We start from the raw sequence: 21,628 nt of genomic DNA on the forward strand, positions 1-21,628 counted from the left end.
ATGTTCTGCTGTGGCATATTCTAGAGTACACGTCTAGACAACTTGTCTACAAATGGAGTGATTGTGAAACAGGATTCAAAAGAGGCCATCTTTGAAGGTGTCTTAGAGCTTTTAAATGAAGAGGCCATTTTAGATATTTCGGTTTCTAAGCTTAAGAAACACACCGGGCTTTCAACTGGAACTTTTTATTATCATTTCCCTGGTGGTATCGAAGATATTTATAAGTCTCTCTTTATAAAGCTTTCATCTAAGATTAGAAATAGGGCCTTTGTCGCTGCCAGTAGTGCAAAGTCGATAGAACAAACTCTAAATGATTTGGTATGCATCTACTTTGGTTGGCATAAGAATGAAGTCAGGGAGAGTGATTTCTTTTGGAAGGCGACAATGTCTGGCTTTCAAGAAATTCGTGAACTCTTAGTGAGTGAGTATGAAATTCTATCCACAAGAATTTATGAAGTCCTCACAAAACAGGCCGAGCTTGAAAATATTAGAATTGTTGATCGCCATATACTTGATGCCATTTTATTTGGTGCGGCCAGAGAGCTTGTTCACTCGTGGATTGGCCGTGGTAGAGATGAGAAAGAATTTGATCTTCTAAAGGAACAATTTATAAAGACGCTAAATCGAGCATGTGTCATTGGAAGCCCTTGTGAAATACAATAAAGACTTCTTTAAACAGTTCGAGCATCGTGGCGAGAAATACGTCATCCGAAGTGTAAGTGAAAAAGATCAAGAAAAATTGATCGAAGCTTTTAAGATGGCCTCTCATCGTACATTGAGTAGTCGCTTTCTAGCGGCAAAGAAAAGTCTCTCAAAAAAGGACTTAGAGTTATTTACTTGTCCTGATTATGTTAACCATGTGGCCTTAACGGTTATGAAGCAAAGTGAAGAGGGGGAGCTTCCGGTAGGCTCCACAAGATTCTACCGTGACTCTGATCATTCACCAAAGGCCGAATTCGCCGTTACAGTGATTGATAAATATCATCGTATGGGATTTGGTGGAATTTTAATTGATCATTTAATTGAGGCCGCCAAAGAGCGCAAGATCAAAGAGATATATGGCACGGCCAGTACTGGCAATCACGCCGTATTAGGGCTTCTAAAGAGCCGCGGCGAAGTTGTCATAGAGCCTGAAACAATGGGAATTGTGAATATAAGATTAAAGCTATAAGAAAAAAGGATATATAAATGAATAAAGTATGGTTAGAGAATTACCCAAAGAATGCTGCAGCAGAAATCAACCCTGATCAATATAATAATATTGTTGAAATGATTGATGAGACTTGTGAAAAATTTTCGGCGAGAAAAGCATTTATCAATATGAATGCTAGTATGACTTATCAAGAGGTAAGAGAGAAGTCTGATGCATTTGCTAACTATCTTATTAAAGATCTAAAGCTTAAGAAAGGTGATGTCATCATGATTCAGATGCCAAACCTTCTTCAATATCCTGTCGCTCTCTTTGGAGCATTCAAGGCGGGGCTAGTTGTTGTTAATACAAATCCACTTTATACAACAAGAGAAGTTAAAAAAGTTCTTGAAGATAGTGGGGCAAAAGCAATTGTTATCTGTTCGAACTTTGTGGCAAATTTAGAAGAGGCCATTGAAGGAAGTAAGATTGAGCATATTATCACAACTGAAATCGGTGACTTCTTTCCTTTAGTAAAGAGAAAGCTTACAAATTTTGTTATTAAGCACGTAAAGAAAATGATTCCTGCTTATAAAGGAACTTACTTAACGCTTAATGAAGCTATTACAAAAGGAAGAGGGGCGAGTGCAACTTTTCCAACGATTGAAAGAGAAGATACTGCTCTTTTCCAATACACTGGTGGAACGACTGGGAAAACTAAGGCCGCGATTCTAACTCACAGAAATATTATTGCTAATATGTTACAAATGGATGTTTGGATCAATGCTGGCCTAGGTACGGAACACGCTAATATTCTAGCTCCACTACCAATTTATCACGTCTTCACTTTATCAGTTAATATCTTTGGGTTCTTTAAGATGGGGATGACAAATGTACTTGTCACAAATCCGCGTGATCTTAATTCATTAATCAAGGACGTCTATACTCATAAGCCTAAAGTTATGATTGTTGTAAACACTCTTCTTCAAGCTCTACTTGCAAATGAGGAATTTAGAAAGCATGACTTAAGCTTTATTGGGTTTAGTGTTGCTGGTGGGATGGCCCTTAAACCTGCTGTGAAACAAGAGTGGGAGAAAGTAACGAAGACAAGAGTTATTGAGGGTTATGGCCTTACTGAAGCGTCTCCAGTTGTTAGTTGTAACCCTACAGATGGGACTGATGAAATTGGTTCAATTGGGCTTCCTCTTCCTTCTACTGATATTAAAATCATTGACGGGGATGAGAATGAATTAGGCTTTAATGAAGAAGGGGAGCTTTGTGTAAAAGGTCCTCAGGTTATGAAGGGCTATTGGAATCAACCTGAAGAGACGAGTAAGACTTTTACAAAAGATGGTTGGCTTAAAACTGGTGATTACGCAACGATTGATGAAAAAGGTTTTCTAAGAATATTAGATCGTAAGAAAGATATGATTGTTGTTTCAGGATTTAATGTTTATCCAAATGAGGTCGAAGGTGTTCTTCTTGAGCTTGATGGGGTTCAGGATGTTGCTGCTATTGGAATTGATAGCGAAAAGTCAGGACAGGTTGTTAAGGTCTTTGTTGTTAAAGCAAATGCCTCTTTAACTGAAGAAGATATTAAGGCCTATGCAAAGAAGAACTTAGCTGGATATAAAGTTCCTAAGCAAATTGCATTTGTCGATGACCTTCCAAAGAATAACGTTGGTAAGGTACTTCGCCGAGAGTTACGTTAAGATGTACTCAAGTTCAAGAAGGTATCGTAAAAATGATTGGTGGGATCTTGTTACCGTCATCGACCAAGAGTTGGAAAAAGATGATGGCCCACAAACGTATTACTATATCCTTGATGAATTAAAGTGGAGAATGGTTGAGTCTATTTCAGAGGGCTCAACCTTTAAAATAAAAAAGAAGGCAACAGAGCTTTATGATCGAATTCAGGTTAGCCAGAAGAAGTGGACTAAAGTTGAACCTGATCTTGCTAAAGAGCTTGAATTGCTTTTAGACTTCTTACTTGATCCTCCGACTAAAATTTTAATTTAATTTACCTACATTGAGATATTGAGGACCGCTATAATATCAAAAATGTAGGAGGAATGATGACGAATGTACTTCACCGCGCGGACTCGCGTGGCTACGCAGAACATGGGTGGTTAAAGAGTAATCATACTTTCAGCTTTGCCAATTATTATGACCCGGAAAGAATTCACTTTGGCACACTTAGGGTTATTAATGACGATGTCGTTGCTCCAGGGGAAGGCTTTGATACCCATCCCCACCGTAATATGGAGATCATTTCGATTCCTTTAAAGGGCTCTCTTCACCATCAGGATACTATTGGAAATGATTTCATTATAAAGAAAGGCGAGATCCAAGTTATGTCTGCTGGTTCGGGAATTTCTCATAGTGAATATAATAACTCTGATCGAGAAGAGGTACACTTCTTACAAATTTGGGTACTGCCTAAAGAGCATAATATTAGGCCTTCTTACTCTCAAAGATATTTCAAAGGCTCTGGGCGAAGAGGAGAGTTTCAATTAATTGTTTCCCCTGATGGCCGAGATAATTCTGTGACGATAAATCAAAATGCCTTTTTCTCATTAGCAAACTTAGAAGAAGGGCAGAATTTAATTTATAAGAAGTATATCAAATCAAATGGTGTCTATCTCTTTGTTATAAATGGCGAAGTAAGGGTTAATGACTTAACATTATCAACTCGTGATGGGCTAGGGATCGATCCAGATAATAATATTGGACTAAAGTCACTCGATGACTCAGAGGTTCTCGTGATGGAGGTACCGATGGATGTTGAAAAATATAACTAAAAACCCTGACATTGATCAGGTTAAACTAATATAATTGTTTGCTAAAATAAAGTATGAAAAAAGAAAATATCGTACTACTTATTCTTATTACTTTAATCTCTTTTGCCGGTGCTGGTTACTATGCATCAAACCTAAATGAAGATACGAGTCTTCAAAGATGGGTATTCTTTGATTTAGGGGATACTATTATCAACACGAAAAAGAGTGGGAATTATCACTACTACGAAGGCTCTCTCGAGTATATCCATGCTTTAAAAGGGATGGGCATTCATGTGGCCATTATCTCAAATATTCCTGAATCTTTTGGTGAGACTTATGAACAGAAGATTACAACGCTAAAGGAATATGTAAGGGCACATTGGAATGATTCAGTAGAATTTGACTGGAGTGTATTTGAAAAAATCTATATTCCTATGAGTAATGATGAACTAAAGCCTGCGCCTTATATTTTTAATAAGGCGCTAGATGAGACGGGACGTTATCCTAGTTTGTATATTTCCGAATCCTTAAAAGAAGTAGAAGCCGCAAGGCAATTAGGGCTTGCAGGATTTCACTTTAAGGAAGGAACTTTAAATAAGGCCAAGTTGATCAAGAAAAATATCTATATCCACTTAGATGAAATCATTGATTATATCGATAATAATAGTCACCTGTAGTAGGTGACTATTTTATTTATTAAAAGATATATTCACCTTCAAATTTATAAGTTGCTTCTTTATCTTCTTTTTTAATATATTTAATACCTAACTTTAAACTGTCTTTTAATATCTTTGTTTGTGCAGCTATATATGTAGACTTTTGGTTTCCTTTCACCCAGAATCCTGTTCTTCCATATAGTGGGGCCTTCATTCCAACTTCAAATGAGTGACGTCCATCTTCTGAGTAGAGCGTAATACTATAGTCCGCTGTCGCACCTTCTTGCCTAATATAGATGATATTTTGAATACCTACTCCATACTCATCCATAATCTGTCTTTTGATTTCATTTTTAATTGTTCCACCAATTACGGCCATCGTGTATTTACCTTCTTCTCTAACATCGGCCTTCATAATAGAAGCGTGGGCAGTTACGATACCTTTCCAATTCACTCCCATGTAGCTCGAATCAGCATATAGGGAAGAAGAGAACATATTTTGGCTGTCGCTAAATTCTCCGTCTGTTTTGAAGTTCTTAGTTTTTATTTTTCCATTTCCAACGGTAATACTTACGTGTGACTTTATGTCCGCGTAGACATTTCTTAGAATACCTAAGTCGACTTTTCCTGACTTCAGTCGTGCATCCATACCGAAGTAAAAGCTAGTGCTATCTTTAACAAACTCTCTATGTTCTAATTTTTTTTGTTCTCTTTGAAGCGCAATTCCAGCGTCAAATTTAATTCTGTTTCCTTGGTTTTTTAGAGTTGCGGCAACACCTGATGCTGTTAGGCCATTTTCAGTTTCTGCATAATAACTCTTTGCTCTTATGGCCCCGTTCTCATAATTCATCGAGATAACATCGATATTATCAAACTCGACACCAGGAGCGACCATATCAATGTCTAGACCGACTGCTTGATTTAGTAAGTAACCAACCTCACTAGGAACTCTGTCAACTGGTTCTCCATCTGCATTAAAAATTCGATAATTAATTCCAAAGTCAGCTAGGGTTGTATCTTGTGCTAAGCTCTGCGCACTTTGCCCCTCATTAATTCTGGTTTCACCGTAGTTGAAATTAATGATGCGATCTTTATTTCCTGGGTCTTGTACAACGACTGTAGCGTGACCTACATTTCTTGTGTTGTAAGCGACAACATAGACGTCTTCAACATTTAACTTCTTTAGGACATTGGCCTGAGTTACGGCAATGTCACGACAAACACCGGCCTTTGTACCACTTCTGATTGCTTCAAAGATATCTTCTGTTGTTACAACGCCATCTTTATCACGTTCAAAATCATAGTGATTATTCATAATTGTCCCAAGAATATGGGCGAGGTACATCTTTTGATTAAAGCTTAAAAGAAGCTTTGCTGATGAATAGATATTCTCTCTTCTAACTTCAGGAGAGCCAATGATTAGGCCCGCGACAACGTTAGTGAAATACATTTCACCTTCTTCTTTACCAAATTGGGCAACGGACTCTTTAAAGATATCCGACATATCCATTTCATTGAAATAGGCACAATTCTCACTTAGACAACCAACAATTGATTTTACAACAGTTGTTCTTCTGACGGTATCTGCCCAATAAGATGATGTATTGAATTCTTCAGTTTGAATAAGCGGTCTCGTATGATACTTGCGCTTTTTAATATCAACATTTGAGCCATTGGCGCTTATGCTAAACTCAGCTTGAGTATTAAAACTTAAAAGTAGACTTAGAAAAAAGATTTTCTTCATTTGAAATCGCTCCGTTCAATATTTCTGTATATTAATGCAAGGGGAGTGCCAGTATTTTTCTTGAATAATCATTTAGTTGGCCTAAGAGCGGTGTTGATAATCCATGCGGCCGTACAAAGTTCATTCATTAATAAAGATTAAGGCCTGTTTTTCTAACTTGTTGAAATTACTAACGATTTATTCAAATAAAGAATATGATAATTTTATGATACTGGTTTTACTGCTATATTTATCTCAATAATTCATTTTGATATTAGACATAGGTTTATTAATGAAGGATTTTCAAATTATTCTGGCCGCAACATCGAGTGTAATACTCTTTGTCTTTGGCCTTGAGAACTTCTCAAAAGAAGTTCAAAATATTACTGGTGAAAAATTTCGAAAATTTCTCGGAAGTGCAACAATGTACCCCGTCGTAGGGCTTTTAATTGGAGCTATTATCACGGCCTTCATTCAGTCGAGCTCTGCAACATCTGTCATCGCAATTAGCTTGGTAAATGCCGGTGTTATGTCCTTTAAAAATAGTGTTGGGATAATTTTTGGTGCTAATGTTGGGACAACGGTTACGGCACAATTAGTTGCCTTTAAGCTGACGGCCTTTGCTCCTGTCTTTATTATCGTTGGTTTTCTCCTTTCTTTTACGAGATCTCGCTACGCTATCTTTGGAAAGACACTTTTCTATTTTGGTTTCGTCTTCTTTAGCTTAAACCTAATCTCATCGGCCCTTGCTCCTCTTCAAACGGATGCGCGCTTAATTGAGTTTCTAACAAAGGCCCATAATCCACTTCTTGGTGTTCTCGTTGGTGCTGTCATTACCGCTATTGTTCAATCAAGTTCAGTAACAACTGGTTTAGCTATTATCTTCACACAACAAGGGCTTATGAGTCTTGATAATGCAATTCCGATTTTAATGGGGTCAAATCTTGGAACAACCGTTACGGCCCTTATTTCTATTATTAGTATGGATATTGCAGCAAAGAAGACGGCCCTTGCTCACTTTCTTTTTAACTTAGGAGGAGTGTTAATCTTTCTTCCAATCGTTATTTTTTGGAGGGAGCACCTTCCTCTGATGTCAGATATTCCGGCCATTGCGCTCGCAAACTTTCACCTCATCTTTAACGTCACCACGAGTTTTATCTTTGTTATTTTCTTAAACCCTTTTACTGCTCTAATCGATCGAATGCTTGGGGAAGGGAAAATGGATTTTGAACGAATTGCTCTAGGCCTAAAAGAAGAATCAGAATTTAGTGAGATTGAAGAAAACTTAATGGATGACCTCGAAAAGACCTTTCAATTTGTACAAGAAAACTACAACCTTATTACCTTAAGTATTGAAACAAATTATAAAGGTATTTATGAGGCGGCAAAGAAGCGTATTGAATATATGGACTTTCTTAAGGCCGAACTTTTAGGCTTCTTTTCTAAGTTCATTTCCAAGTGCAATAATGAAGAAGAAATTGATCGCATCGTAAATATCATGGCCATGTATGAATATATCTTTCAGATGCACGACTCAGTTAAGGATATTACAAGTGTTAAAGTTTCAATGGATAATAACTATGTTGAGCTCAAAAGTGATGTCCTGATGATTGTGCGAGAGATCGCAAGTAGCACGCTTTCGGTTTTCGACTATATTTCAAGTGATAGTCAAAAAGATAAGGATCTAAAGAAAGTATCACAAGACTTTCAAAGAAACCTTGAAGGCTTTGGAAAGAAAGTATTCACACTGATGGCAAAACCTGAACGAAATGATGCAGGCGCAATTATGCACCTTCTTACTTATTCTCAAAGACTTAAAGATAAGTTGATGAATTATTATCACTTGAGAGAAGGTCGAATCGTACCATGAATATGCTGAGGAAAATTGAAAAGCTATATCTTGATATTCTTATCTATTTTGCTTCTAAGAAAAAGGGTCTTATGTTTAGGCTGAGGAAATCTCTAATTATTCTTCGAGATGGCCTTGAAAAGGAAGGAACTGAAACAAAAGAGATGTTTGCCATATATGGACGCTACACTCAGGGACGTGCCTCTAAAGAAGAGATGAAAGAGGCCAATAAGCAATTTGTTGAGGTCATTAAAGGGCTAGGAGTTGGTGTTTTACTTGTACTTCCTTTTGCCCCACTTACAATTCCATTTGTTGTTAAGCTAGGTGAGAGACTAGGTGTCGATATTATTCCTTCATCATTTCGTTCCAAAGATTAGTTATCTAAAATATATTTTAAATTATCATAGAGGTATTCTTTAAATATCTTCACATGTTTTGGAATATGTTTTGAAGGCTTAGAAAGTAAGAAGAGTGTTCTAGCTAAATACTTATAGCTTGGTAATATCTTGATGAATTCATTTTCAACGAGTTCTTTTTTACAGTAAAAACTTGGGATCATTGCTGGTCCCTTATTGTTTTTTACATAATCCTTTAAAATAGGGAATGAGTTGCTTGCAAATTGAGGAACGAGGTCTTTAAAGCATGACTTATTTAAAGGGTTACCATAAAGGTCAGTCAAGATTGCCACCGGATGTTTTTCAAGGTCTGCTAATTTAGAAATTCTTGGAGAGCTTTTCAAATATTGTGAGCTAGCGACTAGGCCAACTTCAATATCACAGACTTTCTTTTGAATCAGTGATGAATCCTTTAATTTTCCAATACGCAGGGCAAGATCTAACTTATGCTCTTTGAAGTCCATAAGGATATTTGTAGAGAAAAGTTCAACTCGTATACCAGGGTATTTATCCATGAAGTCACAAACAATATTAGTAAGGAGGGACTGTGAAAGATCCTCTGGTGCGGTTAATTTAATTAAGCCTTTCATCTCATCTTTTTGGCTCTTTATTTTTAGAAGAGATGCATCAAGAGACTCTAGTGGAGATTTAATCAACTGTAGTAGAGCTAGGCCTTGTTCTGTTAACGTTACTCCTCTTGGCCCGCGAGATAGTAAAGTCTGTTCTAGTTCATCTTCTAACTTGACGAGGTCGCGACTAATTTTGGATTTAGGGTGACCTAGCGCCAGAGAAGCTTTTGTTAGGCTTCCTGCCTCAGCAACTTTTTCAAATATCTTAAGTAAATTTAGATCCATTCAGTGTTCCTTATATGGAACATTATATTGCATTATTGTGGTCTGTTGCAACACTCATTTTTTCTCCATAATACGAATATAGCAAAACAAATCAGGAGAAAAGAAATGAAAGCTAAATTTATAATTCTAGGACTAATTTTAACTTCTTTAACAGCGATGGCCGATAATATTGACTTAGCAAGAAGTTCATTCGTATGGAAAGGTTCAAAAATCACAGGAGATTTTCACTCTGGGCCAATTAAAATGAAAAGTGCCACTTTAGATAATGGAAGAGGGATTTTCGTCGCTGATATGAGCTCTATTGATGATGCAACTTTAAAAGGTGAGTGGAAGGCAAAGTTTCTTTCGCATATTAAAAGTAGTGATTTCTTTGATGTTGAAAAGTACCCAACTGCAAAGCTAAAGATAAATAAGATTGATAACGGACAGCTTTATGGACAACTAACTATTAAAGGCAAGACTAATGCTGTCGCAATCCCTGTGACAAAAAAGGGAAAGATTTATTCTGGGGTTCTTGCCTTTGATCGTACTGAGTTTGATATGGTTTATGGTTCAGGAAGTTTCTTTAAGAACCTTGGTGATAATATGATCTCAGATACAGTAACACTAACTTTTAAAGTCGTTACTAAGTAGTAGGCGGAGCAGTCATGACTAGAGAAAAGATTCCAGCGATATTCTTAGGACATGGCTCTCCTATGAATGCAATTGCAAGTAATGAATTTACTGATCAACTTAGAATAATAGGAAAAGAGCTGCCAAAGCCTAGAGCAATACTAATGATATCTGCGCATTGGGAAACACAGGGAACGTGGATTACAGCAATGGATAAACCTAAAACGATTCATGATTTTTACGGTTTTCCAAAAGAGTTATATGAAATTGAATATCCCGCTCCGGGATCACCTCATCTTGCTAACGAGATTGTCGAACTTATTGGTGAGAGTGTTAAGCTTGATCATGATAATTGGGGGTTGGATCACGGGACATGGACGTTATTGAAGTTTATGTTTCCAAAAGCAAATATACCCGTTCTTCAGTTGAGTTTGGATATTAGGAAGCCTCCACAGTATCACTTTGATCTAGGAAAGAAGCTGAAGGTTTTGAGGAATCAAGGAGTACTCATTATAGGCAGTGGAAATATTGTTCATAACCTAAAAACAATAAGCTGGAGTGAGGATGCTCCTGTCGCTGATTGGGCCATAGAGTATGATGAACTTATCAAAGAGAAGCTTATCAATAGAGAGTTTAATTATTTGATTAATGATTTTCAAAGCATGGATATTGGAAAGATGAGTGTTCCTTCAGTTGAACACTATTTTCCTCTTTTATATGTGATAGGGGCCTCAGATGAAAATGACATCCTGAAGTTTGATTTTGAAGGAATTCAAAACGCTTCCATTTCAATGAGAAGCTTTAGTTTTAGATAATAAGGAGAAATATATGATTGCATTAACAGGTGCATCTGGTCAGCTAGGCCAATTAGTTATTCAACAACTCTTAGATGAGGGGATTAATCCCAATGAAATAGTGGCCATTGCAAGGTCTACTGAAAAACTTGATCAATTTGCAAAAAAAGGTGTTCAAATAAGGTATGGTGATTATGAAAAGCCTGATTCATTGAAAGAAGCATTAAGAGGAATTAATAAGCTTTTATTAATATCTGCAAGTGAGGTTGGTAAAAGACTTCCTCAACATAAGAATGTTATTGATGCTGTAAAGGAATCTTCAGTTAAACATCTTATTTACACTAGTATTCTTCATGCAGATACATCTCCACTTGGGCTTGCGAAAGAGCATGTTGAAACGGAGGATTTGCTAAATGACCTTAATATATCAACGACGATACTTCGTAACGGTTGGTATTCTGAAAACTACATGATGGGATTACCTAGTATTATTGAACATTCAGCTGTTATTGGTTGTGCTGGTGATGGCAAGCTTTCAACTGCAGCACGTGTGGACTATGCTCTTGCCGCTGCGAAGGTCCTAACTGGTACAGGTCATGAAGGAAAGATTTATGAATTAGCAGGGGATGAAGCATTTACCTTATCTGAATTTGCAGAAGCTGTAGGTAAAGAATTTGGAAAAGAAATACAATTTCAAAATCTAAGCGAAGCTGATTTCAAAAATGCTTTAATGCAGGGAGGTCTCCCTGAAGGATTTGCACAATTATTGGCAGACTCTGAAAAAGGAGCGTCCGTAGGAGGCTTATTTGATAATCAAAAGCAATTATCAAGTCTCATCGGACGCCCAACGATACCTATCTCAAAATCAATTAAAGATTTTAAAGAAAGCTATCAGTCTTAGTTATTTTGATTTGCTAAAGACTCATTCATGCTAAGTACCTGATGAACTAAATCGTTACCGATATCGTTTATCTCTTTTAACGATTGCTTGAGTGAGTCTTTAAAGTTAGTCAATTGATCGAGAAGTCCCGAAAGCTCTCCTGAATTTCTATTAAGTCTTGCTGCTTCGATCTTTCCGCTGATACTTACCATCTCTAGGCCAATTGATAACTTCTTCACGTCGTTACACACTCTTTTGAATTCACTAAACTCCGTTTGAATTTCAATGAGGCTAGTCTTGGCATTCTTAATCTGCTGTTCTTGTAACATTGACAAGATACCCATCTCATTTGCCTTTTGAATTGGTGAAGGCTTTGTTTCTTTTTCAAAGAAGTTGTAAATCTCTCTTTGAAGAATTGAATTACAAACAAAGAATTGGCAATCCTTTACTTTCTCTTGAACAAGCTTTCCAGAGACCATGAACTTATTAATTTCGTCTTGAATCTCTTTAGCAAGATTGTCGTACTGAGTAGAAATCGTCGCCATTGAAGCTGCTTCTTCCCCAATCCTTGCAGCTTGAACTTCTAGGTTCATAGGCACAAGTGATGTCTTCTTGTATTCTTCAAATATACCTTCTGACTTCTCTTGTAGAAATGAGCCGGATTCTAGGGCCTTTCTTAATAAGTTAAGCTCTGCAATTGGCTCTTCTCCAAGTGCTTTTTGTCTTGATTCAAGCTCTTGCATGAGGGCCTCAATCATGAAGTGCTCGTAGGACTCAAAGCCTAACTCATTAATCATTGCTAGAAGAGTTTCTTGTGATTGTGCCGGTGTAAGTTTCTTACGCTTTTCTAATTGAGCTAGCTCAATATACTTTTCCTTCACGATCTCAAAGAAATGACTACTAGGCTTTAGTCTTACTGACAGGTAGCCATCGTCTATAGGTGAGACGAGGGCAAAGACCCAATAATTGCTTCCATCTTTAGCTTGATTGTTGACATAGGCGCCGATCATCTTGTCTTGGGCAATAGTGTCCCAAAGTAATGAAAATACCCCGCGAGGCATTTCCGGATGTCTAACCACCTTGTGGGGTTTGCCAAGCATCTCTTCCCACTCGTACTGACTGACTCGTTGAAATACTGAATTTCCAGACGCGATAACTCCTCGCTTATCGGTCCTGGAAAAGAATAGTTCATCAAAATCGAAGTTACTCTCTCTCTCCTTCGACATGCATCCTCCCTTTTCTGAAAAATGATGAATATTTTCTGTTTAGAATAAAAAAAAAGAACAAAACATGATATATGTCATAAACTGTTGATTTTATTGAACTCTTAACATTACTGCCATCTTAACTCGTCAAAATAAATTTACAACTAAATAATTAGTGTATAAATTTCACCACTTATTTTCTTTGTTACCTGTTCAGGGTAGATAGACATATGAAAAATCATCTACTTATCTTTATTCTGTCATTGAATATGAGCTTTCAGGCATGTGGGTTAAATCTCGCGGGAGAAAGTGCGTACTTTGATAAGAAAGATATCGCAAAGGCCCAGGCAGAACTGAGTTCTCAAGAGCAGGCCTTATTAGATGAAGTGGAGCTTTCATCACGAACTTGTGAGTATGAGCTTTTAGAAGATTTAAATCAATTTGCGCAAGGTAAGTTGAAAGAAGCTCTCGTTTACTTACGAAGTAATTCTCGAATCGATGACACCCAATACCGCTTACTTTTAAGAACCCTAAGATCATTTGAAATCTCTAAATTAGAAAAACATCTTTCTCCTTTTAACCCTATTGTTAAAAACTTCAAGGCGCAGACTTTTGAAAACTTTCAAAGGGCACAGCAAAGAGGTCTTTGCTTCAATGCTATTGCTAAGAATTTATTTAAAGAATTAGGAGAAAAGAAACCAGCTAAGTTTCTAAAGAAGGCCTATCATAAAAATTTAATTGATAAGCGTACCTATTGGATGCTCAAAAGACTAGTTCAAGAGGACTATCATCTTGAACCACAGATATTAGCAGAGTACTTGAAAGAACAAAAATTTCTAACAAGGCAATTTCCAGAGCGCCTTAATATTCAAAAGACAAATTATATTTCAGGGCGACGTGATAAGAGTAAGGTGTCACGTAGAGAGGCCTTGCTTGCAAAGTACAATCAATTTCAAATTATTTACCTAAGTGGAATGACTCAGAGGCTACTTAATCGTCTTAATGCGGATGAAGTAATTATCAACGTTATGATTGATGATGAAAGTGTTGAGGAGATTATTCTAGATCCAATGGAGCAGTATCGTTTCGCCGCTAAAATGGTAAGGAAAGAGTTAGGTGATCTTCAGATGATGAATTTATTTGAAGGTACTAATGTTGGTTTTGAAGATATTCTGGCCGCAGCATTTGAAACAGGCCTGGTCTCTGGTGGGGACTTGAGCACACTAGCATTAGTCGATGATGTATGGAACCCTGAGCTTACAAAAGCAGAAAAGAGAAAAAGATTTATTAGAAGATATGGAACAATCTTTGTTGCAGCTATTCCAACAACATTTTACTTTGTAAAAGTTTTATCATTAGTTGGTATCGAGATGTTAACAGAGACAAAGCAGGAGCCACAACGTGATCATTCAATTTTCTAAGCTCCTTCTACTGTCACTTCTCGCATCGTCAATCATGGCAAGCTTTAAGGCCCAGGTTATCACTCGTGATGATGATATGGACTTGGTTAAGAAGGAAGTAGAGCTTGATCTAGCAAAAGCATCATTACTGGAAAACCAGAGCTTTAAAATTGTATACGGTAAATCAAATGAAGCGATAAATTTAGAGACTTTAGAAGATGAAGTTGAAAAGCTTAGAGCAGCAAGTGTTTTCTATCACCTGACAAAGGCAAAGAGTTATTTCTTAAACGTTGTTCAGTCTTCATACGTAAAAGAGCTTCCTCAACTTGTGGTACGTTTAAATATAACAAACCAATTTAATTCAATTGGGCATTTTGCACATGACAACTTATCTCCTGAGTATAATAACGCTCTTTCGATTCCACCTGGTGAGGGAAGAGAAAAGTTTGGGATTAAGCCTTGGAATTATGAAATTTGGTTTCGTCCGGCCAAGGAGATTAATCTTCCTAAGGAAGGTTTAAAGAATGACTTTGAACAAACTGCCGCAATCTTTAGTGAGTTTAGAAACCAGTCACGTTTAGCAAGCTTTCAAAAATTTGTTAGTGACCTATTTTTACTTACAGGAGATGCCCTAAAAGACAGCGGGCTTAATATTCTGGGCTCAACGGCCATTATCGAGGCATCATTCTTTGCTATGAAAAAGCTCTACGGACTACTTCAGGGAAAGAAATTCTTTTTAGATACAAGCTTTATTCCCGAAGTTGTCTACCATGAGTTTGCCCATGTCGCACTCAGTGATCATCTAGGGCTTAGCCACTCTTCTCCCGTTAATGAAGGGATGGCCGACTTCTTTGCTGCCTCTATCGCAGATAGTGCAACGATTGCTGATAATGTAAAAGACTATGCAAAAAGAGTTCGTGAAAAGGATGCCTTTCGCGATGAAGTTTATAATGCTGGCTTTGAAACTAATGCTTATGCCAATATTGATTTTGTTCTTGGGGTTTTGTGGCAAGTTCGCGAGCTTGATAAAGACTCAAGTCATGGGCTGATTTATGATGTTCGCAAGAATATTACTAGTAGCTCAAATATTAGAGGAGATTTATTGAAATCAATTCTTAAGGAGTGTCGTAGAAGTTGTAAGTCACCCTTGAGAGATCGCATAAATCTTCAAAACGCCTATCATGAGATGGGTTTGTAAAGGAAGTTAACTTTTATTAAATTGACAAAATATATTTAGATAGGGTAGTTACCCATATCTGTTACTAATAGGGAGATGTTCATGTTAAGAAAATTAGCTGCTATGGCACTTGTATGCTTTTCGTTCTCAGCTTCTGCAAATGTTGAAGCTAAAATCGCGCCAATTTTTGAAGAAGTTGAATTTAAATTATCTGTAGAGTGGGATCAAAAAGATCAAAATTTCTACAATGAAACTGTAAAATCATTTGAAAAACAACTAGGTGATCTAGCTCAAGAAGGTATCACGCCATCTGAGGTTTTAAATTACCTACAAGCAAATATCAAAGATAAGAAAGTTGCATCAGAACTTTCTAACCTTGTTGGATCAATTGACGTAGAGAATATGACTCTTGAAGAATCAAAGTCACTAATTCAAGACTATGTTGATGGTATGAAGAACACAGGTGCTAACTACTCTGGTTACTATAGCTACGACTACGGTTTATACTTTGTTGTATTCGGTGGTGTTGCATTCTATTACTACTGGTATGCATTTCAGTACACTTACTACTATGACTGCTACCGTGATTACTGGGGTAATTACTACTGCTACTAAAATCAAATTAATAAAGGCCTCCTTTCGGAGGCTTTTTCATTTTTAAACTCTTCCAAACAAATAATCTCTAAGTAAAGTTGTCCAGTATATTGCCGATAATGCCCTAATCATTTTAAGGGCTCTCGTATGGTTTTAAATATAAGATCAAAGGTTGTTGGCTACGAAGTCGCAACCCCAAGTGGAAGTGATCGTGTTTTTAATTTTATCAAATTTGAAAATGGCGTAATAATAGAAAATGTTGTTACATCGGTTTCAATAGCTGAAAACTTCGATAAGGGTGAAGAAGTTGAATTGGCCTACTTTAAGGTAGGGAGGTTCTTCTATATTGCAATGGCAAAGATTGGAAAAGAGGTGCTGACTGCAACGACGACTAGAGCAATTATCTTTAGTATGATTGTAAACTTTATTCCTATTTTTCTATGCTTTGGAACGATTCTCTTTATTAGTACATTTTCAGCAATTGCTTATTTCCTAAATGACTTTGCAATGGCCATGTCCTATGGGGCAGTAATAGGAATTCTTCCTGGCGCATATTATCTGACAAAGTTTATAAAATTCTTTCTAGAGCTCAAGCAGTGTAAATCACTTATAAAGTAGGGCATTATAAATTGCTTATTAACCATTTCAAACATACAATATTTACATGCAAAATAAATTTAACGTAACGTACGTATTCTTCGGTTGTATCTTTCTTTTAGTCTGTTACCTTGTTTGGATGATGGCCAAGCAAATGATTGCTCCAATCATTTTTGGCTTTGTCTTAGCAGGTGTTTTTAATCCACTAAATAATCGCTTAATTGAGAAGTATAAACTTTCTGATAATTTAGCGGCCACAGTTACAAGCTGTATTATTATTCTACTGGTTCTTATACCTCTCATCTTTCTATCAATCGCTCTTAGTAAGGAAGCCTTAAGTCTTTATCAAACAATAATGAAGGCAATGTCTCACCATGAGGTAAATGATTTCTTATTTGGAGATGGTCCCGTTGCTGTTCTTATTAAAAGTGTATCTGATATCACTGGTGTTGATATTGATATGGAGCAAGTTAAGACAACTGTATTTGGAACTCTAAAAGGAATTTCTGGAACGGTTATTTCAAGTATTAACTCGATCGTTGGAAATATCATTACTTTTATTTTTGATCTTGCGATAATGATGATTGTGGTCTTTGGTATTTTTGTTGAAGGAAAAAGACTTAAAACATATATTTTTGATCTTTCACCACTACCATCTGATCAAGAACAAAAGATTCTCGATAAATTTAACCAAATGAATTATGTGACTCTTGTTTGTAATGGAGTTGGAGGGGTGATTCAAGGTGTGCTTGGAGGACTTGCACTTTGGGCCGCTGGTATTGAGTCTGTTGTGCTTTGGACAGTTCTGATGATATTCCTAGCATTTGTTCCACTCGTTGGGATTTCAATTGTAACAATTCCTGCAAGTCTTTATCTCGTTCTGACTGGTAGTCCAACTTCAGGAGTGGTGCTATTTATTTTTACAACACTTGTTGGCCTGATTGTTGAAAATTGGTTTAAGCCAAAATTCATTGGAAATCGTATTCAAATTAATTCAACTTTTGTCTTGCTTGCAATTATTGGAGGGATGGGAGTATTTGGAATGGGTGGTATTTTCTATGGCCCAATTATTGGAATCCTCTTTTTGACAATTGTTGAAATTTATCATGATCAATATAACGTCGTATCATAGGCGAAAGGAAGTGAAGGGCAGTGGAAGTCTTTAAGCTCATTTATTCTGTTTTTGGAGGACTTGGAATTTTCTTCTATGGAATGAAGAATATGTCAGAGGCCTTACAATCTGTAGCCGGTGATGTTGTTAAAAATACAATTAACAAAATTACAACGAATCGCTTCTCTGCCATTGTCGTTGGAACTCTTGTCACTGTCTTTGTTCAAAGCTCATCTGTAACATCTGTTATGACGGTAGGCTTTGTTAATGCTGGCCTTATGAACTTAAGCCAAGCAATTGGTGTTATTCTAGGTGCAAATATTGGAACAACCGTAACGGGTTGGATTATCTCAATTAAGGTAGGGAAGTATGGCCTACTCTTTATTGGCCTAGGTATTTTTCCTCTCTTATTTGCTAAAACTAACCGCTATCGTCAAATTGGGCGTATCTTATTTTCAGTCGGGATGATCTTCTTTGGCCTAAGTATTATGTCTAATGCATTTAAGCCTCTAAGAACGATGCCTGAATTCTTAAGTATGATTTCATACTTTTCTGAACAAAATTACGGCGCATACTTTGCGTGTATCATCGTTGGTTGTATTTTGACTGTCGTTATTCAATCTTCTTCGGCCATGCTAGGGATTACCATTGCTCTTGCTAGTTCTGGAGTGATTCAATTTCATACGGCAGCAGCACTCGTATTAGGTGAGAATATTGGAACAACGATTACGGCCCTTCTCGCTAGCGTTGGGGCAAATATAACGGCGAAGAGGGCCGCACGTGCTCACGCTATCTTCAATCTTCTGGGTGTCCTTATTATCTTCTTATTCTTTCCATTCTATGTTGAGTTTATCGATTATCTTGTTCCCGGAGCTGCCAACGCTGTGAACGCAGAAGGTGACTTTGTTAATGTTGCAGTTCATATTGCAACTGGACATACGATCTTCAATGTTGCGGCAACGATCATCTTTATTCCATTCCTTACTCAGCTAGCAAACTTTGTCACTAAGATCACGCCTGCGACGGGAGAAAAAGAGCAGCATCATCTTGTGATGCTTGGAGATCCAAGTCAAATGGTGACAGCTGCAGCACTTGCTCAGGCACAGGCCGAAGTTAATAAAATGAAAGATATCGTTTCAAGACTTTACGCTCTTGCTGAAGAGATTTACATAAAACAAAATTTTAAGGATCAAGAACGAATTTCTCTAAAGGCCAAGGACTACGAGAGGATTACTGATAATATTCAAAAAGAAGTTACGATCTTCATTGTAAAGCTTATGGTTAATCCTTTGAGTGAAGATGAATCCCGTCGTGCTCAATCGATGATTAAAGAAGTAGATGAACTGGAGAGTATTGCGGACTATATTGAAAGGCTTATTGCTTACAGTGCTCGCGGTGATATCTCTAAGCTAATTCGTGATGAAGCAAAGAAAGATTTTGATGCCTTATTTGTTAATGTTAAGGCCTTCTATGATTCAGTATCAAATCAAATATCACTGGATAGAGTGGACTATAGCGTTGCAGAACGAAAGTCTAAGGAATTAAGAGATCAGGCCGAACAAATAAGAAAGAAGCACTTAGATCGTGTTTCAAGTGGTGAGTATGATGCTTTGGGTGCGCTTACTTATTCAGATATGATTGTGGCGCTTAGAAAAATTAGAAGTCATACAGAAAATGCAGCTCAAGCACATGTTTAATTAGGAGTAGTTATGGGGACGTATACAACGATTACTAAAGGTAATTCTGAAAGTATTGAGTTAAGTCTTACGGCAGATAAGAAGCAAAGTATTACGATTACTCCTCCGCCTGAGTTTAATGGAGTCGAAACAGAATGGAGTCCTGAGGATCTCTTTAGTGCGAGTATTTCAAGTTGTTATATCTTAACATTCAAATCATTTGCTTCTTTTAAGAAACTTGATTTTAGAAATATTAAAGTCAAGGCAGATGCTCATCTCGAGAAAGTTGCCAAGGGTTATGAGTTCACTAAATGTGATATCCACGTTTTTCTGGAGATTTGTTGTGAGTCGGATGTTGATCCCTACTTAGATCTTCTCTACAAGGCCAAAGATAATTGTCTGGTAACAAAGTCGATGAAGTGTGAATTTACACTTCACCCTAAAATAAAGAACTTAGCAAAGAAGTAAATTACATTCGACCTTTTAGCATTCCGTGCCAGTAAACGACAGGTAGGATATGTGCTTTTAAAAAGTACATACTCCAACGAGGCTTTGCTTGGTCAAAAGGGAACGTTTCACAAGGCTTCCCATCGTAATCAAATTCTGCAAGGATCAGTTGCCCGTAACCAGTTACAATCGGACAAGAAGTATAGCCATTGTAGCTAGTGTTAAAATTTGTTTTCTTGTTAATGAATTTAACAATATTTTCCACAAGAACTGGAGCTTGTTTTCTTACGGCCGCACCAGTCTTAGCTGTCGGAACATTTGTAGCATCTCCAATAGCAAAGATATTTGAGTACTTCTTGTGTTGAAATGTATGCTTATCGACATCAATCCAACCTGTATTATCGAGTAGGTCACTGTCTTTTAAAAAGTCTGGAGCTGACATCGGTGGGACAACATGTATGAATGAGTAGTCTTTTTCAATAACTTCATTTGTTTGAAGATCTCTAAAATAGGCCTTGTTATTTTCACCATCTATTTTTTCTAAATTGATTTGAAAGTGAGTTTTGATATCTCTTTCATTAATGATTTTCTCAAGTGCGGCCTTGTACTTCGGAATACCGAAGATTGCCTGTCCAGGACTCGCAAATTCAATTGTTACTTCTTTGCGATTACCATGTCTTCTGACATAGTCCTCTACAAGATACATAATTTTCTGAGGTGCTCCACCACACTTTAGAGGAGAGTTTGGAAAGGTAAAAAGGGCACTACCACTTTTAAGCTCCTGTAGAAACTTCCAAGTATAGTCGACATAATCATAACTATAATTTGAGCAAACACCTTTCTTTCCCATGGCCTCTTTTAGGCCTTCAATCTCGTTCCAGTTGATTTGAATACCAGGAGCAACGACTAAAATATCGTAGGTAAGGGTTCCATGCTCAAGGGTTTCGACTTCATTTTTGTCTGGTCTAATCTGTTGACAACGATCTTTGATCCACTCGACACCATCTGGCATGACTGAAGCAGTTGTTCGTCTCGTATCTTCCTTTTTCCCGATACCAGCTCCATTTAGAGTCCAGTAGGGTTGGTAGTAGTGATAATCAGAGGGCTCAATTACTGAAATCTTAAATGTCTTATTCAATTCATTTCTTAAGCGTGCGGCCATTGTAATACCGGCCGTACCACCACCAACGATAATAATTTTCATAGCTGTCTTCTCTTATTTTTGCGTCTTAAACGTTGCCCAAAAGTATCCTCGAATATCACCACTCTTATAGCCTGTGGCCTTATCACTTGGATAAAGCTGAGTGATTTTATTTTGTACTTCCGGTTTTAGGTTATTTCCATGACAGTTAAGACAAAGAGGCATTGTTTTGATAGGCATGATAATACCATTCTTATCAGAATCAATTCTTACGACAGAATATTTCTTCTTATTCTTTCCTGATTCATAACTCATGATTGCGTCATTCATCCAGCCCTTTACGGTATTATTTGGGTTACGATTTTTTAGACTCACGCGACCAACTTCAATACCATCTTCATGATACTTCTTAGTGATCGGTAGGGCCTTTGTGTTGCAAACTGACACAGCGTTAACGGGAGATACTTTCATTGCTGATTGTAGCTCTTTCTTTAGCGCCATTGCTGTCTTCTGTATTGCTTGTACGGCCTCTTTCTCTGAGGCAAATAAACTTGATGTAAATAGTAGGGCGATGATTATTTTTTTCATACAAATATCCTACCATAATC

23 protein-coding genes are annotated in these 21,628 nt (G+C 37.2%); 18 read left to right on the plus strand and 5 right to left on the minus strand.

Annotation, left to right across the window (positions count from 1 at the left end):
• The first annotated feature begins 63 nt into the window (after positions 1-63).
• From ABMA79_RS08225 to ABMA79_RS08250, 6 genes are read left to right on the plus strand one after another with little or no spacing between them, the layout of a single operon-like run.
• Positions 64-663, plus strand: a complete 600-nt coding sequence (locus ABMA79_RS08225) for a TetR/AcrR family transcriptional regulator (protein WP_392859358.1) — start codon at positions 64-66, stop codon at positions 661-663.
• Positions 650-1,171, plus strand: coding sequence for a GNAT family N-acetyltransferase (locus ABMA79_RS08230; RefSeq protein ID WP_393091710.1), 522 nt, complete (start codon positions 650-652; stop codon positions 1,169-1,171). The genes ABMA79_RS08225 and ABMA79_RS08230 overlap by 14 nt, the downstream gene beginning before the upstream one ends.
• Before the next feature lie 17 nt (positions 1,172-1,188).
• Positions 1,189-2,841 (plus strand): AMP-binding protein, encoded by a 1,653-nt coding sequence (locus tag ABMA79_RS08235; protein ID WP_393091712.1) that lies wholly within the window; start codon positions 1,189-1,191, stop codon positions 2,839-2,841.
• Between the two features lies 1 nt (position 2,842).
• Positions 2,843-3,148, plus strand: a complete 306-nt coding sequence (locus ABMA79_RS08240; RefSeq protein ID WP_392859367.1) for a hypothetical protein — start codon at positions 2,843-2,845, stop codon at positions 3,146-3,148.
• 56 nt (positions 3,149-3,204) lie between these two features.
• On the plus strand, positions 3,205-3,930 hold the full coding sequence (locus ABMA79_RS08245) for a pirin family protein (protein ID WP_393091715.1): 726 nt from the start codon (positions 3,205-3,207) through the stop codon (positions 3,928-3,930).
• Between the two features lie 53 nt (positions 3,931-3,983).
• Entirely contained in the window at positions 3,984-4,586 is a 603-nt protein-coding gene (locus tag ABMA79_RS08250) for an HAD family hydrolase (protein WP_393091718.1), read from the plus strand.
• Positions 4,587-4,605: 19 nt separating this feature from the next.
• On the opposite strand, the gene ABMA79_RS08255 is transcribed toward ABMA79_RS08250, so the two are convergent.
• Complete coding sequence (locus ABMA79_RS08255) at positions 4,606-6,309, minus strand: transglutaminase-like domain-containing protein (RefSeq protein ID WP_393057559.1); 1,704 nt, start codon at positions 6,307-6,309, stop codon at positions 4,606-4,608.
• Between the two features lie 271 nt (positions 6,310-6,580).
• Between ABMA79_RS08255 and ABMA79_RS08260 the strand changes: the two genes are divergently transcribed.
• Both ABMA79_RS08260 and ABMA79_RS08265 read left to right on the plus strand, forming a co-directional pair.
• The gene (locus tag ABMA79_RS08260) at positions 6,581-8,158 is read left to right on the plus strand and encodes a Na/Pi cotransporter family protein (RefSeq protein ID WP_393091721.1); all 1,578 of its coding nucleotides are present in this window, start codon (positions 6,581-6,583) and stop codon (positions 8,156-8,158) included.
• Positions 8,155-8,514, plus strand: a complete 360-nt coding sequence (locus ABMA79_RS08265) for a hypothetical protein (protein WP_393057563.1) — start codon at positions 8,155-8,157, stop codon at positions 8,512-8,514. Before ABMA79_RS08260 ends, ABMA79_RS08265 begins: the two co-directional genes overlap by 4 nt.
• On the opposite strand, the gene ABMA79_RS08270 is transcribed toward ABMA79_RS08265, so the two are convergent.
• The gene (locus ABMA79_RS08270) at positions 8,511-9,386 is read right to left on the minus strand and encodes a LysR family transcriptional regulator (RefSeq protein ID WP_393091724.1); all 876 of its coding nucleotides are present in this window, start codon (positions 9,384-9,386) and stop codon (positions 8,511-8,513) included. The genes ABMA79_RS08265 and ABMA79_RS08270 overlap by 4 nt on opposite strands.
• Before the next feature lie 105 nt (positions 9,387-9,491).
• On the opposite strand from ABMA79_RS08270, the gene ABMA79_RS08275 reads away from it, so the two are divergent.
• From ABMA79_RS08275 to ABMA79_RS08285, 3 genes are read left to right on the plus strand one after another with little or no spacing between them, the layout of a single operon-like run.
• Positions 9,492-10,019, plus strand: coding sequence for a YceI family protein (locus ABMA79_RS08275; protein WP_393091727.1), 528 nt, complete (start codon positions 9,492-9,494; stop codon positions 10,017-10,019).
• Between the two features lie 14 nt (positions 10,020-10,033).
• Positions 10,034-10,813 (plus strand): 4,5-DOPA dioxygenase extradiol, encoded by a 780-nt coding sequence (gene ygiD / locus ABMA79_RS08280; protein WP_393091730.1) that lies wholly within the window; start codon positions 10,034-10,036, stop codon positions 10,811-10,813.
• Positions 10,814-10,826: 13 nt separating this feature from the next.
• Positions 10,827-11,693 (plus strand): SDR family oxidoreductase, encoded by an 867-nt coding sequence (locus ABMA79_RS08285; protein ID WP_393091732.1) that lies wholly within the window; start codon positions 10,827-10,829, stop codon positions 11,691-11,693.
• On the opposite strand, the gene ABMA79_RS08290 is transcribed toward ABMA79_RS08285, so the two are convergent.
• Complete coding sequence (locus tag ABMA79_RS08290; protein ID WP_393091734.1) at positions 11,690-12,898, minus strand: PAS domain-containing protein; 1,209 nt, start codon at positions 12,896-12,898, stop codon at positions 11,690-11,692. The two genes, ABMA79_RS08285 and ABMA79_RS08290, sit on opposite strands and share 4 nt — an antisense overlap.
• A gap of 209 nt (positions 12,899-13,107) precedes the next feature.
• Here ABMA79_RS08290 and ABMA79_RS08295 point away from each other — a divergent pair, with 209 nt between their 5' ends.
• From ABMA79_RS08295 to ABMA79_RS08325, 7 genes are all read left to right on the plus strand, one after another.
• Positions 13,108-14,298 carry a hypothetical protein gene (locus ABMA79_RS08295; protein WP_393091736.1) on the plus strand — a complete coding sequence of 397 codons (1,191 nt, stop codon included), beginning with the start codon at positions 13,108-13,110 and terminating at the stop codon, positions 14,296-14,298.
• The gene (locus ABMA79_RS08300) at positions 14,279-15,475 is read left to right on the plus strand and encodes a hypothetical protein (RefSeq protein ID WP_393091739.1); all 1,197 of its coding nucleotides are present in this window, start codon (positions 14,279-14,281) and stop codon (positions 15,473-15,475) included. Before ABMA79_RS08295 ends, ABMA79_RS08300 begins: the two co-directional genes overlap by 20 nt.
• A gap of 81 nt (positions 15,476-15,556) precedes the next feature.
• The gene (locus tag ABMA79_RS08305; RefSeq protein WP_393091742.1) at positions 15,557-16,069 is read left to right on the plus strand and encodes a hypothetical protein; all 513 of its coding nucleotides are present in this window, start codon (positions 15,557-15,559) and stop codon (positions 16,067-16,069) included.
• Between the two features lie 126 nt (positions 16,070-16,195).
• Positions 16,196-16,666, plus strand: a complete 471-nt coding sequence (locus ABMA79_RS08310; protein ID WP_392859398.1) for a hypothetical protein — start codon at positions 16,196-16,198, stop codon at positions 16,664-16,666.
• A gap of 46 nt (positions 16,667-16,712) precedes the next feature.
• Positions 16,713-17,777, plus strand: coding sequence for an AI-2E family transporter (locus tag ABMA79_RS08315; RefSeq protein WP_393091745.1), 1,065 nt, complete (start codon positions 16,713-16,715; stop codon positions 17,775-17,777).
• 20 nt (positions 17,778-17,797) lie between these two features.
• Complete coding sequence (locus ABMA79_RS08320; RefSeq protein WP_393057573.1) at positions 17,798-19,453, plus strand: Na/Pi cotransporter family protein; 1,656 nt, start codon at positions 17,798-17,800, stop codon at positions 19,451-19,453.
• A 12-nt stretch (positions 19,454-19,465) separates the two neighbouring features.
• Complete coding sequence (locus ABMA79_RS08325; protein ID WP_393091748.1) at positions 19,466-19,900, plus strand: OsmC family protein; 435 nt, start codon at positions 19,466-19,468, stop codon at positions 19,898-19,900.
• Between the two features lies 1 nt (position 19,901).
• Here ABMA79_RS08325 and ABMA79_RS08330 read toward each other — a convergent pair whose 3' ends face one another.
• Both ABMA79_RS08330 and ABMA79_RS08335 read right to left on the minus strand, forming a co-directional pair.
• On the minus strand, positions 19,902-21,083 hold the full coding sequence (locus ABMA79_RS08330) for an FAD-dependent oxidoreductase (RefSeq protein ID WP_393091750.1): 1,182 nt from the start codon (positions 21,081-21,083) through the stop codon (positions 19,902-19,904).
• A 12-nt stretch (positions 21,084-21,095) separates the two neighbouring features.
• Complete coding sequence (locus tag ABMA79_RS08335; RefSeq protein WP_393091753.1) at positions 21,096-21,608, minus strand: DUF3365 domain-containing protein; 513 nt, start codon at positions 21,606-21,608, stop codon at positions 21,096-21,098.
• Positions 21,609-21,628 lie beyond the last annotated feature (20 nt).

This window comes from Halobacteriovorax sp. HFRX-2_2 (assembly GCF_043196705.1).
Lineage (GTDB): Bacteria > Bdellovibrionota > Bacteriovoracia > Bacteriovoracales > Bacteriovoracaceae > Halobacteriovorax_A.

Bases quoted from the DNA above. Each gene is read 5' to 3' on its own strand.
- ABMA79_RS08235 (WP_393091712.1), top strand. From the start codon at position 1,189: ATGAATAAAGTATGGTTAGAGAATTACCCAAAGAATGCTGCAGCAGAA.
- ABMA79_RS08240 (WP_392859367.1), top strand. From the start codon at position 2,843: ATGTACTCAAGTTCAAGAAGGTATCGTAAAAATGATTGGTGGGATCTT.
- ABMA79_RS08245 (WP_393091715.1), top strand. From the start codon at position 3,205: ATGACGAATGTACTTCACCGCGCGGACTCGCGTGGCTACGCAGAACAT.
- ABMA79_RS08250 (WP_393091718.1), top strand. From the start codon at position 3,984: ATGAAAAAAGAAAATATCGTACTACTTATTCTTATTACTTTAATCTCT.
- ABMA79_RS08255 (WP_393057559.1), bottom strand. From the start codon at position 6,309: ATGAAGAAAATCTTTTTTCTAAGTCTACTTTTAAGTTTTAATACTCAA.
- ABMA79_RS08260 (WP_393091721.1), top strand. From the start codon at position 6,581: ATGAAGGATTTTCAAATTATTCTGGCCGCAACATCGAGTGTAATACTC.
- ABMA79_RS08265 (WP_393057563.1), top strand. From the start codon at position 8,155: ATGAATATGCTGAGGAAAATTGAAAAGCTATATCTTGATATTCTTATC.
- ABMA79_RS08270 (WP_393091724.1), bottom strand. From the start codon at position 9,386: ATGGATCTAAATTTACTTAAGATATTTGAAAAAGTTGCTGAGGCAGGA.
- ABMA79_RS08275 (WP_393091727.1), top strand. From the start codon at position 9,492: ATGAAAGCTAAATTTATAATTCTAGGACTAATTTTAACTTCTTTAACA.
- ygiD (WP_393091730.1), top strand. From the start codon at position 10,034: ATGACTAGAGAAAAGATTCCAGCGATATTCTTAGGACATGGCTCTCCT.
- ABMA79_RS08285 (WP_393091732.1), top strand. From the start codon at position 10,827: ATGATTGCATTAACAGGTGCATCTGGTCAGCTAGGCCAATTAGTTATT.
- ABMA79_RS08290 (WP_393091734.1), bottom strand. From the start codon at position 12,898: ATGTCGAAGGAGAGAGAGAGTAACTTCGATTTTGATGAACTATTCTTT.
- ABMA79_RS08295 (WP_393091736.1), top strand. From the start codon at position 13,108: ATGAAAAATCATCTACTTATCTTTATTCTGTCATTGAATATGAGCTTT.
- ABMA79_RS08305 (WP_393091742.1), top strand. From the start codon at position 15,557: ATGTTAAGAAAATTAGCTGCTATGGCACTTGTATGCTTTTCGTTCTCA.
- ABMA79_RS08310 (WP_392859398.1), top strand. From the start codon at position 16,196: ATGGTTTTAAATATAAGATCAAAGGTTGTTGGCTACGAAGTCGCAACC.
- ABMA79_RS08315 (WP_393091745.1), top strand. From the start codon at position 16,713: ATGCAAAATAAATTTAACGTAACGTACGTATTCTTCGGTTGTATCTTT.
- ABMA79_RS08325 (WP_393091748.1), top strand. From the start codon at position 19,466: ATGGGGACGTATACAACGATTACTAAAGGTAATTCTGAAAGTATTGAG.
- ABMA79_RS08330 (WP_393091750.1), bottom strand. From the start codon at position 21,083: ATGAAAATTATTATCGTTGGTGGTGGTACGGCCGGTATTACAATGGCC.
- ABMA79_RS08335 (WP_393091753.1), bottom strand. From the start codon at position 21,608: ATGAAAAAAATAATCATCGCCCTACTATTTACATCAAGTTTATTTGCC.